19 protein-coding genes are annotated in these 15731 nt (G+C 45.6%); 11 read left to right on the top strand and 8 right to left on the bottom strand.

The features are described 5' to 3' along the window. Positions 1 to 194: 194 nt before the first annotated feature. Together S2091_RS04755 and S2091_RS04750 are read right to left on the bottom strand one after the other, a co-directional pair. Positions 195 to 578, bottom strand: a complete 384-nt coding sequence (locus S2091_RS04755; protein ID WP_133166862.1) for a hypothetical protein — start codon at positions 576 to 578, stop codon at positions 195 to 197. A 292-nt stretch (positions 579 to 870) separates the two neighbouring features. Next, entirely contained in the window at positions 871 to 1158 is a 288-nt protein-coding gene (locus S2091_RS04750) for a hypothetical protein (protein ID WP_105530655.1), read from the bottom strand. Positions 1159 to 1279: 121 nt separating this feature from the next. Here S2091_RS04750 and S2091_RS04745 point away from each other — a divergent pair, with 121 nt between their 5' ends. The 6 genes from S2091_RS04745 (at position 1280) to S2091_RS04720 (ending at position 5832) form a co-directional block, all read left to right on the top strand. Then, positions 1280 to 1549 carry a type II toxin-antitoxin system RelE/ParE family toxin gene (locus S2091_RS04745; RefSeq protein ID WP_341476985.1) on the top strand — a complete coding sequence of 90 codons (270 nt, stop codon included), beginning with the start codon at positions 1280 to 1282 and terminating at the stop codon, positions 1547 to 1549. Beyond that, the gene (locus S2091_RS04740) at positions 1533 to 1829 is read left to right on the top strand and encodes a BrnA antitoxin family protein (protein WP_243405313.1); all 297 of its coding nucleotides are present in this window, start codon (positions 1533 to 1535) and stop codon (positions 1827 to 1829) included. The genes S2091_RS04745 and S2091_RS04740 overlap by 17 nt, the downstream gene beginning before the upstream one ends. A 510-nt stretch (positions 1830 to 2339) precedes the next feature. Beyond that, entirely contained in the window at positions 2340 to 3074 is a 735-nt protein-coding gene (locus tag S2091_RS04735; protein WP_105530654.1) for a LysM peptidoglycan-binding domain-containing protein, read from the top strand. Then, positions 3062 to 3502, top strand: a complete 441-nt coding sequence (locus S2091_RS04730) for a hypothetical protein (RefSeq protein WP_105530653.1) — start codon at positions 3062 to 3064, stop codon at positions 3500 to 3502. Before S2091_RS04735 ends, S2091_RS04730 begins: the two co-directional genes overlap by 13 nt. A 635-nt stretch (positions 3503 to 4137) precedes the next feature. Then, on the top strand, positions 4138 to 4479 hold the full coding sequence (locus S2091_RS04725) for a helix-turn-helix domain-containing protein (protein ID WP_105530652.1): 342 nt from the start codon (positions 4138 to 4140) through the stop codon (positions 4477 to 4479). 9 nt (positions 4480 to 4488) lie between these two features. Further along, the gene (locus tag S2091_RS04720; protein WP_105530651.1) at positions 4489 to 5832 is read left to right on the top strand and encodes a type II toxin-antitoxin system HipA family toxin; all 1344 of its coding nucleotides are present in this window, start codon (positions 4489 to 4491) and stop codon (positions 5830 to 5832) included. Here the strand turns inward: S2091_RS04720 and S2091_RS23960 are convergent. After that, positions 5829 to 5981: a hypothetical protein gene (locus tag S2091_RS23960; protein ID WP_165794912.1), complete on the bottom strand. Its 153-nt coding sequence runs from the start codon at positions 5979 to 5981 to the stop codon at positions 5829 to 5831. The two genes, S2091_RS04720 and S2091_RS23960, sit on opposite strands and share 4 nt — an antisense overlap. A gap of 389 nt (positions 5982 to 6370) precedes the next feature. On the opposite strand from S2091_RS23960, the gene S2091_RS04715 reads away from it, so the two are divergent. Then, entirely contained in the window at positions 6371 to 7009 is a 639-nt protein-coding gene (locus S2091_RS04715; RefSeq protein WP_105530650.1) for a DsbA family oxidoreductase, read from the top strand. 167 nt (positions 7010 to 7176) lie between these two features. Here S2091_RS04715 and S2091_RS04710 read toward each other — a convergent pair whose 3' ends face one another. Beyond that, entirely contained in the window at positions 7177 to 7503 is a 327-nt protein-coding gene (locus S2091_RS04710) for a BON domain-containing protein (RefSeq protein WP_207769627.1), read from the bottom strand. A 324-nt stretch (positions 7504 to 7827) separates the two neighbouring features. On the opposite strand from S2091_RS04710, the gene S2091_RS04705 reads away from it, so the two are divergent. Beyond that, positions 7828 to 8136: a hypothetical protein gene (locus S2091_RS04705; RefSeq protein ID WP_105530649.1), complete on the top strand. Its 309-nt coding sequence runs from the start codon at positions 7828 to 7830 to the stop codon at positions 8134 to 8136. A gap of 286 nt (positions 8137 to 8422) precedes the next feature. Here the strand turns inward: S2091_RS04705 and S2091_RS04700 are convergent, their stop codons facing one another. Continuing rightward, on the bottom strand, positions 8423 to 8785 hold the full coding sequence (locus S2091_RS04700; protein WP_105530648.1) for a type II toxin-antitoxin system PemK/MazF family toxin: 363 nt from the start codon (positions 8783 to 8785) through the stop codon (positions 8423 to 8425). Beyond that, positions 8785 to 9039: an AbrB/MazE/SpoVT family DNA-binding domain-containing protein gene (locus S2091_RS04695; protein ID WP_105530647.1), complete on the bottom strand. Its 255-nt coding sequence runs from the start codon at positions 9037 to 9039 to the stop codon at positions 8785 to 8787. The genes S2091_RS04700 and S2091_RS04695 overlap by 1 nt, the downstream gene beginning before the upstream one ends. 509 nt (positions 9040 to 9548) lie before the next feature. Between S2091_RS04695 and S2091_RS04690 the strand changes: the two genes are divergently transcribed. From S2091_RS04690 to S2091_RS04680, 3 genes are all read left to right on the top strand, one after another. Continuing rightward, the gene (locus S2091_RS04690) at positions 9549 to 10220 is read left to right on the top strand and encodes a hypothetical protein (RefSeq protein WP_105530646.1); all 672 of its coding nucleotides are present in this window, start codon (positions 9549 to 9551) and stop codon (positions 10218 to 10220) included. A 143-nt stretch (positions 10221 to 10363) separates the two neighbouring features. Then, positions 10364 to 12229, top strand: coding sequence for an ankyrin repeat domain-containing protein (locus S2091_RS04685; RefSeq protein ID WP_105530645.1), 1866 nt, complete (start codon positions 10364 to 10366; stop codon positions 12227 to 12229). Positions 12230 to 12517: 288 nt separating this feature from the next. Beyond that, a complete protein-coding gene (locus S2091_RS04680) occupies positions 12518 to 13081 on the top strand; it encodes a hypothetical protein (RefSeq protein WP_105530644.1) in 564 nt (187 codons plus the stop codon). A gap of 184 nt (positions 13082 to 13265) precedes the next feature. Here S2091_RS04680 and S2091_RS04675 read toward each other — a convergent pair whose 3' ends face one another. Together S2091_RS04675 and S2091_RS04670 are read right to left on the bottom strand one after the other, a co-directional pair. After that, positions 13266 to 14132, bottom strand: a complete 867-nt coding sequence (locus S2091_RS04675) for an ion transporter (protein ID WP_105530643.1) — start codon at positions 14130 to 14132, stop codon at positions 13266 to 13268. Positions 14133 to 14548: 416 nt separating this feature from the next. Then, complete coding sequence (locus S2091_RS04670; protein WP_165794911.1) at positions 14549 to 15661, bottom strand: hypothetical protein; 1113 nt, start codon at positions 15659 to 15661, stop codon at positions 14549 to 14551. Positions 15662 to 15731 lie beyond the last annotated feature (70 nt).

Below are 15731 nucleotides of genomic sequence, written 5' to 3'. Positions count from 1 at the left end.
AGATGGATACGATTGAGATTAACGTTGCCTTATCAAAGCCAGCGTAGCCTGTAGCCCGTATTAAGTAGGTCGTCAATAGCGCAGCGTATTGCGACGCATGGGAAAGTAAAACAACCAAATACATAACTTGTAGACGTATTCGTTCATTCGAAACTCACATGCGGCGTAATACGAGGCGCTTGTAGCCCTACAGGTTACGAGTTGCTATCCACCTTCAGTTCATCCAGTGTTTTATAAGCGTCGGAGATTTTTTCTTCAATGAATTTGAGCTGTTCAGTCGCATGACCAAATCCTGCCCGGAATAAGATGGGTGTAATGCGTTTATTGGAAAAATCTGTCAGAGCAAGATGATCGAGTACTTCAAAAATGGCCGAAAGATCGCTGACGATGTCACGGGCCTGTGTATAGGCGTCAATTGTGTCGATGGCGAGGTGAGTATTACGTGGGGGACGTTGTTGCGTGTGCATGGTGCGTTCCTTCCAGTTCGTTTGACCGATACCCACCACGGAGGGTGGGCGGCAAATAACAGGTTGGAAACTGGCATTACCACCCAAAACCAGCAGCCCGGAGGCTCCCACTACCGCCGCCCAAAGACTGGGCGTGACAGCATACGCACAAAAAAACGGCTTCGCGCCGTATGTGCGGGGTGGGATATGGCAGGTTTCCAAGCCTGTTCCCCTTTTTCTCAGGGAAGTGTTAAGTATCAGGTAACGCGGTGTATAGCGTCAAGCATTTTTGACATTGATTTAGCCGCGTTCGTTATGAATATCATGATCGGCGGGCAGCAGGTCTAACGCGTAACACACCATAATCCGTAAATCATCGATAACTATATTTAAGAAGCCGTTGGGTACCAGAACATAACTGCCCTTACGGTTCGCATGCAAGTGCCTTCATTGCCTCAGCTTCCTCAACACGGAAAATGTAGGCATACAACGAGATGAAATCACCACAAGTATCGTCTGCAGAAAAGTCTTTCCAGACACCGGCCGATTCGCCCGACAAACAAATTTTCATCGAACGGCCAGCTTCGCCTTCGCGTGAACCAATGCACCACTCGCGCCCTTCACGTACGCCGTTGGGGAACCAATCGGCAGCCAGTAACTCAATTGAGGCTAATGCTGCCTGACCTACCTTCTCAACATCATCTCGATTCACCCAATCACCCTTTGACCAATACTCGTTTTAACGACTTTGTAAAAATAATTAATTGGGAGCACAGTTAAACCATGTTGACCGTAATAGAAACGCCTGAATTTAGAAATTGGGCCACTCATGTGTGCGCGACACCGAGCGTGAAGAATTTATAGATTGGATTGCCGATAATCCGCTTGCCGGCGATGTCATTTCAGGCTCGGGCGGTTTGCGCAAAGTACGCTGGTCGCGCAGCGGAATGGGTAAAAGCGGCGGTGCCAGGGTAATTTATTACACCCGACTGGCTAGTGGTGAATTGGTACTGTTGTTGGTTTATGCTAAGGCTAAATTCGACAACTTGCGCCCAGAATTTTTGTTGAAATTGAAGGAGCATTTTGATGAACAAACGAAATAAAGCAGTAATTGATCCAGAAATGCGTGATTTTGAAGATGCGCTCTTGCGTAGTATGGACCAAGCCAAAAAAGGCGAATACGCTGCCGTACATACACCAGAGCAAATTGTGGCGCGACGCGGTCGACCGGTTGGCAGTGTTAAGGCAGATGCTAAACAAGCGGTGAAACTTCGTTTTGACCCAGACGTGCTGGCCGCATTGCGCTCTACAGGTCGAGGCTGGCAAACTCGTGTTAATGAAGTGATGCGTGAATGGGTAAAAACACACGCAAAAAATAACTGAACCCTATTCAATCGACCACCTCGCCATTCGGCAACTTCCGAATTGATCCGATCTGCGATGGGATCAATGCATAGTCCTTAGACTCCGCCCGATACGGATGCTGCTTTTGTTGCAGCGGCTCATCCCCCCGTGCTGTACACAATGGCGCAAGCTTGACGGACTCCAACAAGCCAGCGTAGCTCGGCTGGGTTGAAAACCCAGCATCTAACTATGTGAGCTTTGGAGGCAGCTCAAACACTCCAATTCCGTCTAAATAGTTAAGCGTGGGATTTAATTCTAGTTTTTAAACTCAACTTATCAATAAATGCTGGGTTTTCAACCCAGCCTACAGCACTGCCTTAATAAATCGATGACGTCGACATTCATCCCTGCTTGAAACAACGAGTTCTAGAAGATCAAGGGTTCTCCTTACAGATTCGCTAAGAATAGCTATACTATTAATTTTATTAACATATTAATAAATTTATTAGTATTTATTGCCATTTTTATGGAAATCTATCTGGAGGAAATATGGCGACATCACAACACGCAAATGGCTTGGATGCATGGAAAGACGGCATCAGAAAAGCCGCGGGTGACCCCAAATGGGACGCCCATGATGCTGAAATCAAATCGACCCTGACTACCTACACACATCACTTAATTCGCCAAGGTTATCGACAGCCGAATTTGAGCTGGCAGATGATCAAAGCAATGGTTTGGGTGGAAACCGGGGCTGGGAATGATGAATGGAAAATCAAACCGATGCAGATAGGGAATCGAAACGACCCGGGCATAGATGATTTTTTGGCGAATGATAAAGGGGCTGAAATCATCGTGCCACCACATTTGAGAATCATGCTAACTCGTGAACGGATCAAACACAATTCTAGCTACAATATCCAAGCGGGTATTGGTTATCTGTTAATGCGCTCAGCCGAATACGGCTTTGAAAATACACTACTTAACACCACCGTCCTCAGCTATACCGTCAAACCAGGCGACAGTTTGGACCGGATCGCCCGGACTCAAGGCAGCACTATCGCCACGCTTAAAAAGCTCAATCCCAGCGCCCATATTTTGCGCCCAGGCCAGGTACTGAAGTATCAAAAATCCACTATCAAAAAAGTCATCACCGGTTGGAGCCCTATTACCACGGGCATGATTGCGATACGTTACAACAAGGGCGATAAAAATTATGCTGAAAAATTAGAATTTGCTTTAAATGTTATCTGCAATAGAAAAGGGGCATCATGTTCACAATAAACAGGCTTACTAAATTTTTCATTCTTTCTTTTTGCGTTATATCACCTTGGTTAGTTTTTGCCGCCGATAAGCCATTTACTGGTGTGTTTGAGGGGCAGGGGCGGGGGTGCTATGGCAAGTTATTCATTAAAACCAAGACGATTGAATGGAATACGCCATTTACTGTGTGTAAGCAAACGCCTTACACGATTCTTGAAAAGGATTTTTCTACTAAATCCCCGCATATCGCTTATTTGCTTAAAAATTCGAGTGAAAAAGCTTGTGGGCTTCAGGTAATTGAAGTGAAATTTAATCCTGAATATCCCGATTATTGGAAGGCAATCGGTTATCCCACTATAGATGACTTCTATAATAAAAATGATCCAAATTCAGACACGCTTTCGTGCAGTATTTGGGTGCTTAAAGGGTCTCAACTTATGGGATTTTAGCCCGCGTAGGCTGGGTTGAAAACCCAGCATCTAACTATGTGAGCTTTGGAGGCAGCTCAAACACTCCAATTCCGTCTAAATAGTTAAGCGTGGGATTTAATTCTAGTTTTTAAACTCAACTCATCAATAAATGCTGGGTTTTCAACCCAGCCTTCTATGAGAAATCAATTGTCAAGTTTCTTCCAAAATATGCGTACTAAGACGTAATGCCGTTCAGTTAAGCACAAAATAGTTGCACGGTTATGCGGTCATTAACGTCATTCTCGCGGTGGAACTGGGAATTCAGACGATACATCGTCTGCCAGTGGAACGGCTCGTGCCTGCAGGCACGGGCTCCTGCTTAGGAATCCAGAAGCTCGTCAATCAACCGCTGAAGGCACTTCGTGCCACCAGATCCCCGCCTACGCGAGGATGACGTTACACAGTTTATTGGCTTAACTGAACGGCATTAGTACTAAGACGTCTTTTAATAATCAAAATTTTTCAGGTGGGCTAAAGGGATCTTCCTGTTGTGAATTTGTTCGATAAATCGATCCGTAACCTCTTAATGATTGATTTATCGAACATTAACATTGACTTTGCCCCATACATTCCCCTATATTCAATACAATACTTAACAGTCCACCCTCATTCAAATGCGTGTCACTCTATCCTTGGCGCTTCCTACTGAGCTCGCCGTCGAATCCGAGAAAATCGGTGCGCGATTGGCACGGCTTCGTGTTGCGCGCCATATATCACAAACAGAGGCTGCCCTCCGAGCGGGGATTTCACGGAATACTGCTTATCGATTGGAAAAAGGGGATCCGGGCGTCGCCATAGGACAGCTGCTCCGTTACCTTGATGTAATTGCACCTGGAAAAAGCCTTCAAAGCTTCTTCGCCGAAAGTGACCCATCAATCGCCGCGCTAGGGGAACGCGAACGTAAAAAACGTGTGCGTTCGCTGTCGAAGAAAGAACTGGAAGAACTGAATTTTTAAGTCACCATAATGCCTAATCAAAAAAAACTTTTCGTTTTTGCGAAAATTGAGAACGAATTCGCCCCAGCAGGAATCCTGACGCTCACCGAAGAGAACACGAATGTCATTGCTTCGGAATTTGCATACGGCACCAAATATCTTGAACGGCCCAATGCAATCGAAATTGACCCTGTCAGCTTATCTATTTCCCCAAAAAAGGCGATCTATAAAAAGAAGGTCGCTCCAGTGTCTGATTTGCGGATGTTTGGGGGGATTCGTGATGCAGCCCCAGACGCATGGGGGCGCCGTGTGATCGAAGCCAAGCTTAAGGCTAAGGCAAACGATTTGCCAGAATCAACTTATCTGCTGGAAGCTGGCAGCAATAGAGTCGGAGCCCTCGATATTCGCCCCGACATCAGCTCACCTGCAAAAGACGGAGTTCAATCAGTGGCCGATCTTCATTATTTGTTGGATGCAGCCGAACGTATCGAAGAAGGAGCCCCGATTCCTGCCAAGCTGGAGATCATATTTCAAGCCGGAGCCTCATTGGGAGGAGCTCGTCCCAAAGCGACTGTTCGTGATGAGCAAGGTGTGATGTGGCTAGCAAAATTTCAAAGCAGGCATGAGCGATTAGATGTACCAAATATTGAGGCAGCTACCATGCATCTCGCTTCAGAGTGTGGCATGACTGTCCCGGAAGTGAAGGTAATTCAAATCGGTGATCGCAACGTAATGCTCATTCGTCGTTTTGATCGTTATTGGGCAAATGTTGGCGAAGCACCTCCGATGGAGGATGCGTTATTCCGAACGACGCCGGGTAATGGCCGGGTCGAAAAGAGTCTGCATTTTATAAGCGGGTTGACACTACTATCATGTGACGAAATGCAGTCACGCGAAAAAAGCTATAGTGATCTAGCCCACGCAATTCGAAAATATTGCGGTCAGACCGTCATTCGCGACAACAACAGAGAATTATTTACCCGTATGGTCTACAACATATTCGTGTCCAATGATGATGATCATCCGCGCAATCATGGTTTTCTTTGGGATCCCACATTGGCAGCATGGCGTCTAAGTCCTTTGTATGACGTCATGCCCCGTTCTACAATTGCGACTGAGCGCTACCAATTTCTCGGTGTAGGTCAGTTGGGGCGTGTTGCAACGCTGGACAATGCAATAACTGCCAAGGAAGCCTTTAATCTGTCGGCACAGGAAGCGACTACCATCATCGCCGATGTATGGGAGCGAGTAAGGGAATGGAAGAGCTATTTCGAAAAATTTGGTGCGCCGACTGAATCGATTGAGCAAGCGACAAATGCATTCAGGCATATCGATAAAATTTCAACTCCGAAATTGCGTGCTTTACTTCCTTAACTTGATGCAGTAATACATCCCGAGGTAACGTCGATCAGCTGCGCTATTGGCGCTCCTCTTTGTGGCACGGTCGATAACGTTGGCTCGGATGGAAAGTCAGAAAGCAGCTCGGCAATATCCAAACCGATTACTTTTGCGGTAGCATTCATAGCGGACTCCCCCTCTCGACTGTTGCATGTCAGCCGACCTGACATGCTTGCACATTATGATGCCGTATATTGGGTGGAGTCCATTACATTAGGCTGGGTTGAAAACCCAGCATCTAACTATGTGAGCTTTGGAGGCAGTTCAAACACTCCAATTCCGTCTAAATAGTTAAGCGTGGGATTTAATCCCAGCTTTTAAACTCAACTCATCAATAAATGCTGGGTTTTCAACCCAGCCTACTGCGCTGTTCACCTTCAGTTCATCCAGTGTTTTATAAGCGTCAAGCATTTTTGAGATTAATTAGGCAGGTTCGGCCCGTCAGCCCGCTTCTCAATTTTCAATTACACTGCTGGATAAGTGCTCAACTGAAACTATTTATTAAAGGACTATTATGCGTATCGATATCGTCTCAGACGTGGCTTGCCCGTGGTGTGCGGTCGGCTTGAATTCATTGGAACGGGCGCTGGAAAAAATTGGCGATGACATTCCGGTGCAATTGCACTTTCAGCCATTTGAATTAAATCCGACAATGGATTTTGCTGGTGTCGACAGCGCTGAATATCTGCTCAAAAAATATGGGATGAGCAAAGAGCAGCTTGCGCAGAATCGGTTGAATTTGCATCAACGCGGCGCTGAAGTTGGTTTTCAGTTTGGAACCGGAAATCGGGTATGGAATACCTTTCACGCGCATCGCCTGATGCACTGGGCCGGGTTGCAGAATATCCCCGATGTGCAGCGCAAACTTAAGCACGCGTTGCTGCAGGCTTATCATGGCGAAGGGCTCAATACGGCAGATCCGGAAACACTCGTCACAGTGGCGGTTAAGGCCGGATTGAACGAGGCGCAAGCGCGTGAAGTGGTGAACAGTGATCTCTATAGTGATGAAGTACGCGAAGCCGAAAAATACTGGCAACAGGCAGGTATTAGCTCGGTGCCAGCATTCATCATTAATCAAAAACATTTGATTTCCGGTGGTCAGCCGCCGAACGTGTTTGTGGAAGCGTTGCGCAAGATCGCGGAAGAAGAGTGAGTCTGGATTGCTTCAGAAAATGGAGATAGAGAAAATTGGGGCAGGTCACACTTTCCTACATTTATTTATTAGATGTTGGAAAGTGTGACCTGCCAGCATTTTTCTGTGTCAACTGATAATAATACTCACACTATCAGCAGACAAGGCGATGCCAATTTTTGCGTTAGCTAATTTGATTTCACGATAATTTGATTTTTCACGGCTATTACGCCATCGGTATTACGTGCGATCGATCCTGCTTTATTTATTGAAGTTTGCGTGTCCGTGCTTCCACTCAGCCAGACGACACCCTTGTCGTCGGTATCCACTTTAATATCTTTTAAACTAGGCAGGTGTTCAGCGGCCAGCTTTGTTTTAATTGCGGCGGTGATTGCAGAGTCTTTGACCAAATTCATCGGATGATCATTATCAACATTGTCGGCATAAGCCCCTGCCATAGGAGCCAGTAAGCAGCCAACTAGTAAGTACGTTGTACCAAATTTGAGTTTCATCATAACTTCATAAATAGTTCAAAAGGATTTCATCTTGTCCTAAGAATAGAATTGTTTCTGTACGGTGCCGCACTTTTAAATTTTCAACATGGCGTCAACATTTGCATTCTAAATTTTGAGGTGACATAAACCATATCCTGCAATCACCTTGATAATATGATATTCATCTGGGCTGGCTTGAAAGCCCAGCTTATACACAACTCGTAGATGGATGTTAAGTTTGTATACGAGCCTATTGTATTTAAAAATTGAAGGTGTGGTACCGCACAGAATCGATCTTGGTCGCAGGATAAGATGAACTCCCTTTCAACTAATTGTGGAGTCATTATGAAATCCAAATTTTGCGCAACGTATGTACTGGCTGGTTGCTTTCTGGCTTCCATGTTATCTGCGTGCGGCGGTGGTGGTAGTGGTTCTATTCCAGATTCTAGCCCGGCTGTGCTGGCACCTGGCGCGACCTATACCATGCAGCAGAACAATTCGGTCTTGGTTCCTGCCGGAACAACGGTCAGTGCCAACGGAACAACGGTCACCGTTGCGGGGAGCAATACCACGACTAACACAACGAATGGCGCAGTGGTGGTGGTGCCGACCACGGCCACCGGCCCTGCGAATAATACCGTTACGACAGAGTAGGTTGATTTTTGTATTGCAGTAAAGTTCAAAAATAAGACTTTGATTTGTTTAACAGAATTCCATCAGACGTGATGGAATTTGCTATCAACTCATTCAATGCGTTTATGAATATATTCATTGAGATAAAACATTTCAGTCTGTCATTGAGTTGTTGGCTGGGTTGAAAACCCAGCATTTCTGAGTAGAGTGTATAAGCTGGGTTTTCAACCCAGCCTTCTCGACTAATTAACGCCAGAACATCCGGGAGTTAAATTGAGTATTCAGGCTTGGAGGCATCTAAATTGCCCTATTCGCAAATTGCAATAATTTGATTCAGCATTTCACCAGCTTGTATCAAAACTTCTTCGGACGCTTGCTTCCAAGGATGCGGTTTTCCACCTTTCAGTCGCCAATCAAAGCTTTTAGGTTGGTGGGCCAATACGTAGCTAACTTTGCCTTTTTCTCCAACGAATTTCACTGCAAATGGATTGGTTTCGTTAGACTTCGCAGTAGTCATCGGTAGGCCAATAACAATTCTTGTACGGTCGTTAAATTCTTTCGGTGATAATACAAGTAACGGGTGCATATCCTTCGTTTCCTGGCCAACTTGGGGATTGAAGTCTATCCAGATAATATCTCGGCGTTCGGGTATCCAAATTTTACTAACCATTAAAACACCTCGGCACCGACGCGGCTGGATATGATCACTTCACCACCATGCTTTTCTGGGTCAAACGCCGCCAGCCGTTGTTCTAGTGTGAGCTTTGGCGAGCCTTTTCGATGAACGACCACGCCGAAATCATCAGTAGAAATTTCCACCGGTTGACCAACTACAAAGTTAACTTTTCGTGCCAACGCTGCGGGAATACGCACTGCCAAGCTATTCCCCCATTGCTGGACAGTTAAGGTTGCTGTCTTACCCATAATAACTCCTTTAGTGTAGATGCAAGTATATACGTATGTGTGGATGTTTCAACACGTATATACATATTAAATCATATCGACAAATATTTCGCACGACCTCTTTTGCGTCACGTCCAAATATGACGTGACGTACGCCAGCCTGCGGCTCTATGCAGGTCGTCGAGATTCTATGGTTCCGGTCATTGCATTTCTGTTGATTGTTACTCGATATGATTCAAGCCGTCAATTCCCTATATAGGTCATTTTGAAGGGAGATGTGCCGCAATAAGACATAATCGCTGCGGGCTATAAAATTAAATTGACGCCTTGTTGATAGATGGCATTAAATGTCTCCCAATTTCGACAATATTCATTGGTTGATTATTTGACTTGGCGATATTTTAGAAATCATTTCCTATTAATCCTTCACCATTAAATTATAAAAAAAGATCTTGAATTATGGCTTCTTCATTGGATGCATTAGGACCACAACACAGGCTGGTTAATAAAGAGAACTAAAGGATTTATATATGCAAAATTTTAAAACGATGGCGACTGATAATGCGCTCGCCATCGGACAACGCGTCACGCAAACTTTTAACAAATTTACTGCGCCGGTGAAGCAGTGCCATGCACTGTTGGTGACTGTAAGCATGGCGTCGCTCCTGTCAGGCTGTTTCATTAATGCTTATCCCGCCCAACATAGTTTGTGCCAAGCCGACGCTCTAAGCAATTGGAAATACAATCGCGTCCAATCGCAATTGGATCAAAAGGAAGGACGTTATTTCTTTTCTGTTCGCGATGAATCGTGGAATAGTAAGGCGATAACTTCCGGGCTGCTTTCTGGCGTGTATTGGATAAAGCTGGATGGCAGCCCGATTCCACGCGATCGAGGGCTCCCTGTGATGGCCTATGATCCCGCCAAGGCGTACATTGAGGTGCAAGGCAAGAGAATCCCAGCTATACCGCGCATTTGGACCGGAGCGGAAATGCCGGAGACGGAGGTAACCTTGCCGGTGAACTTTACGCATAAGACATATTTCCTGGCTTTTCCGGTGACATTGGATAAATTCGACACCTTTCGAGTTGGCTTTGGTTCCGCGTGGCTCAATGGGGTTGAGATACCGCTACCGGCATATGAGTCCTGCAATACTTCTGTACATTTTGACTGGGATTTTTCCACTCACCATTGGATTGCGTGACCTTGGCAATGTGTGTGGTACTTCATTTTCCCCGGGACACAGCCGTTGAGGAAATACGCATACGACTAATCGGAATGCTTGACTCACCACAGGTAAGCAATCGGACGATTTCTGGTATTCACGATTACTAAATTAAGCGATCAATGGCTACAATAAAAACATCTATTTTCTTTTTATTTTTCCTCTGCTTGGTTGACGCACACTCCGCTGAACCGCAAATTTCTGCTGGCCGGTATCATAATTTAGGACTCGCAAGTGACGGCACTGTGTACTGGTGGGGTAACGATCAGGGTACGAGAAATTTTATCCGTATTCCGATCGAACCGAAATCGCCGATGCGTGTTGATGGATTGCCGCGCATCCAATCAGTTGCGGCCGGGTGGCAACATAGTGTAGCAATTGCGGAAGATGGCAGTGTTTATGAATGGGGCTTTAGTCCTTACAATGAATACCAGGTACTTATGCGGCAACCTTTGCTTGGTGTTTGTGAGTTAGAAAGACTCCTATCCGGCGGTCATGGCAAGAATCCCTGCGCAGAAGAGGAGATAGCACGCGCTACTAAGATTTATGTCGCCAAGCCAATACGCATAGCAGGAATACCACCTGCGGCTATTGTCGCTGCTTTAGACGATACAACCATCATTGTTAGCCGCGACGGCAATGTCTATTGTTGGTCAGGCGTATCAGCTCCGCAGCAAATAATCGGGCTAGAGAAAATCAAGGCGATTGGGCTTGGACAATTTCACGGCGTGGCATTGCGAGATGATGGCGCCGTATTGACATGGGGGCACGAAAACAATGGCAAGCTTGGGCATTCATCCGCCCCAGACGAATCCATTTGTTTCAATCCTAAACCTCAGGTGGCATTCACACAAGCTGCGGGAATCGGGGCTGGGGTCGAGAGTACTTATGCGTACCGCGCTGATGGCACGGTGTGGGGCTGGGGTGATCCTTGGAGTGAGCAATTGGGATTTAAAACTACGGCTCGAAAAAAAACCGATCCAACTACTTCTGCACCTCGTCACATCGCAACGGTTAATGAGATTGTTCAATTGGCGACGGGTGGCTCGACCGTAATCGCAAGAACCGCAGAGGGGAAACTCATCAGCTGGGGTGTCCATTATGAGAGTGTTCGAGACCTACCAATGGGTTTGCGGAAAAACGTAATGTCATTAGTCACTCCACAAATGAGCCAAATTAAAGCACTTTCTACCTACGATCACACGCTGACGCTAACGCAAGATGGCTTTGTTTGTGCTTGGGGTGGCAATACATATGGAGAGACCCGGCCTGACAATAAACGCCGTAGCATACAAGGCGCAGTCCCTGTTTTGTTGGCCGATGGTCAAACGCCACTGAACCTCTTCAATGACAAAAATGCGCTTCCGACACAACTATGTGGCGACGAACATTGGCGCGGAAGAATCGCACTATGGGAAGCCGATGAGCTGGAAATTAAACGAAGTGAAAATCGCGAACAGGCACTCGCAGCAAAGGTAGGTTTTGTAACGCCCAATTGGTTTGGTCGCAGTGCTGTCATCTCAGCCGTTGCACTCCATAACAGAAAGGCCCTTGAAAGCCTGCTCGCCACTGGGGAGTGCGACTTGAACATACAAGATGCAAACGGACTGACAGCATTACATAACGCATTGCTTAAAGAGTCTGACAGTGGATTAGCTACGCTTTTATTAGATCGCGGAGCCAATCCAAAATTAATCAGTGTCACTGGCTTGAGCACTCTTATGCTCGCAGCGGAAAACCAGGGGCCTATATTATTTAAACGATTGATCAGTCTTGGCGTTCCTGTTGATGCCAAAAATGCGGATGGAAGTACTGCGCTGATGTATGCAGTAGCGGGCAAAAATGTTGAAAACGTCAGGCTGCTCATTGCGCAGGGAGCAGACGTGAATTCACAGAACATGTCTGGTGATACCGCTCTTTCCATTGCACAGTACGAAGATCAAATTGAGATAGTGCACTTGCTGCAAAAAGCTGGGGCTGTAGAGTAGCGATTGTGTGAAATATGGGGGGCTGACAGCACGGCCAGTGTTCTTTCTTGACGGACTTTATTTGACCGGTTTAATTGCTCTAATTGATTTACTCCCTATTTTTAGCAAGAAACAACGCTGCATGCATGACATGGTTGCTAGAACTGTCGTAGCCTGTAATAAGTAGGATGTGTTGGCGGCTATATACCTACGATGGCAAGTCATTTCGCATTACAGTTTATGAGTTGATGGCTGATAGCCTGCGAAGGTTTAACTAAAATGATTGTGCTGTAATTTAAAAGGATAACTATGACAATGGCTTCTTGTGAATACGCGGACGAAGTCCCGTGCAAGTCAAATAACTACGCCTTTTTTGACGATGTATGTGCGAATGAACTAATTAACGCAGTCACCGTAGATCAGATTATTAATCTGAGTAAATTTTGCACTTCGATTCCACTTGATTTTATTGAAAATGATCCAACTGACGTACTTAAATTTAATAAGCTTCTTACCCGTGCAAAAGATAAGGTTGGGGTTTATCACCTTTGGGTAGAAAATAGTCGCTGTTCTGATCATAAAATCTATTCAATGCTCTGTGTATATGTGGGTAAAGGGGATATTTTAGACAGGGTCAAGGAACATACAAAGGAGAAGTATGAAAATCAAGGTTTGCTGCACCTTTCATTTTATGAATGTGAAAACCGTATTGCAAAATACTTGGAGCAATTATTTTTAGATATATATGATTTTCCAATGAATCACAAAGAAAATAAGAATAGCAAAAATGAGAAGCTTTATGCGCGATGGTCATCCGACAGATATAACATCGGTACAGAAATGGAATTTCTTTCCGATAGATATAGCAAATAACTGGATATTTTTATCCAGTTAGATTTTCTTTTACTAATTCGCCATTACGCACGACGACAAAAGCTGTTTTAGTTTGTTTTGCTACGACGTGAGCGCGCTGGCTGGCGCGCTCACGTTCCGCAGTGCTATTTCTGACATCCTAATCACGTGCTTGGCGCAATGATTTTTGGTTCATTTTTTACTTTTATTTTTCAAATTGGTATGGATCTAATTTTTCACCGCAATGCTTACAAAACGTGGAATCGGATTCATGACCTTCCGTTATGCATGAGGAACATGTACGTGTTGTAGGTACTCTTTTCATCATCGTCATTGCCAGCTCAACACCTACAATCCCGGTCGGTAATGCAATGATGCCGTAGCCTAGCAGCATCGCGCAGGACGTGATCAGTTGCCCTAACGGTGTTTTAGGATGTATATCACCATAGCCAGTAGTTGTTAGCGTTACGATTGACCAGTACATGCCAACCGGAATGCTGGTAAACCCGTTTTCGGGTCCTTCGACGACATACATGATTGTTCCCAGAATGACACTCATGATGAGCACTACGCCTAAAAACACCATAATCTTTACGCGGCTGTTTCGTAACGCCTGCCATAAAATTTGCGACTCATCAAAATAACGCGGCAGTTTTAATATGCGAAATACACGCAACATGCGGAGTAGGCGTACATCAATTAAATAATAAAATTCCGGAAAAATAATGGCAAGGTAAGTCGGTAAAATGGAAATCAGGTCAACAATGCCAAACCAACTTAGCGCGTAACGTAAGGGATGTTTTACGCACAGAAGCCGCACCACATATTCAATCGTAAATAAGACGGTAAAAAGCCATTCCAGGGCATTCAAAACAAAATAATCGTTTGACCGTATGGCGCCAACACTATCAATGATGACGGTTGCCACACTCAACACAATGAGAACCAGTAACATCTTGTCAAAGCGCCGGCCTGCATCGGTATCTGCTTCAAAAATGATGGTGTAAAGGCGATCACGCCAATCGCGATTCTGCGCCGTGCCGTTCGATGTAGTTGGTTTAAGAGTGGACATTATTTATTTCTGAATTTTATTCATTTTGTGGTGAGTCAGACTAACAGCTAACTGCGCCATGTCATCTCGCATTAATGCGGAAAACAGTTTCATTGGGCTACACCAATCTGCTTGTCGACGTGTGGTTGAAAATATTATAGCGATCAACGCAAAGTGTCTCTGCATTGAGAAAAATATTTTTAGAAATTGGCACACTAAATTTGAACTTTACTGTTTTGCTTGGAAAGATGGATCTTGGGTCAGGCCTAACACCCAATCATTTATTAGTTATTGGAATGTTAGATCGGCCTCCTTTGCGGTTGAAATCATCGACTGATAACACCCGGCCCAAAAGAGGCGATCAGTTTTTTGAAAGACATCACTTGTTATCTGCGCATCTAATCCTTTTAGATTGGCAATGTATTTATTTCCTGCCGCTACCACATCGGATTGCCAGCAAGAAGGTAATTGTTTTGGGCCGCGGTGATTATTTGCGTGAGAGTGTTCAATTGAAATGCAGCGCCCAATCCAAGGTTCATCGTCGCTATGTCGAGATCCAGTTGGATTATATCTGCCGGCGGGTAGGCTCCGTTCGGTAATGCATTAATCCCTTCCACGACCGTATTGGATTCCATTTCAAAGCCTCCGTCGTTGTGCTTGATTCCCATTTTGTAGAGTTCAATGGATTGCTTCAATTGATTTAGCTGACTGCCGATAAAATTATTGGCACGCTGTCGCTTGGCAGCCAATGCCAAGGCTGCAGCGGCAACGCCAATTTGCGGCGCAGCGCCACCATTGAGTTGGGTGAAGTCGATGCTCTGATACATGGATTCACCGATATAGGAAAAAGGCCCCTTGGTAAAACTCTTATTGAGCACATGGCCTGCTTGTCCAGTAGAGGTAATGTCCACGATTCCTCGTTCCGCATTCCTGGTAATAACGAAGTCAAGAATGGCATTTCCTGAAGGTGTTTGTGGGGCCGCAGTAGCTGGTAAGGCCCCATTGTGGGTCACCTGATCCTCAATGACATAGCCGACGGCGGCGGCTTTCAGCGCACCGTTGTTACCTGCCATGGTATTAACGAAGTGGGCGAAGTGTCCGTTTGTTACGCCGGGAAATTGCGCTTGGGCCAGCGGGACTGCAGCGCCTGGAAGCGTAGCTGCATTCAGCCTATTCCAGGTATTGACATAAGCGGCGTTGGTGATCCCTTCAATGACATTGGCGTCTGTGATGATGTTGGTTTGATCGGCATTGGCTGCTGCCGGTGTTTTAAAGGGAACCAGCATACGTTGGATAGTCGAATTCTCAGCTGGTCGTGGACCCGAAAAATCCGAATGTTGTTTTTCGTTTTTGGCTAGACGCTGAATTGACGGCGTAATATTACGAGTGTCCATGCGTGGCATGCTTTGTCGTTGCTGGCTGTTATCCATTTTTGCTTGCATAGCCATTAACGTTTGCTGCGGAAAGCTGTTCACCATTTGAGCCTGAATTACTTTTTGCTGCGCCAGCTGTGGACGGAGATCTTCGACCACAATTTGTGGCGTTGCCATTAATTGTGTTGGATGCGATGAGGTTAGACTTTGCGGCTGTTTTGATAGGTCAGTTTGAGCCCCTGTTTTA

Origin of the sequence: Solimicrobium silvestre, from assembly GCF_002976435.1 — a bacterium.
In the GTDB taxonomy this organism is placed as follows: Bacteria; Pseudomonadota; Gammaproteobacteria; order Burkholderiales; family Burkholderiaceae_D; genus Solimicrobium; species Solimicrobium silvestre.
The sequence above is the reverse complement of the archived record's forward strand: the minus strand, read 5'-3'. Positions and strand labels throughout refer to the sequence as shown.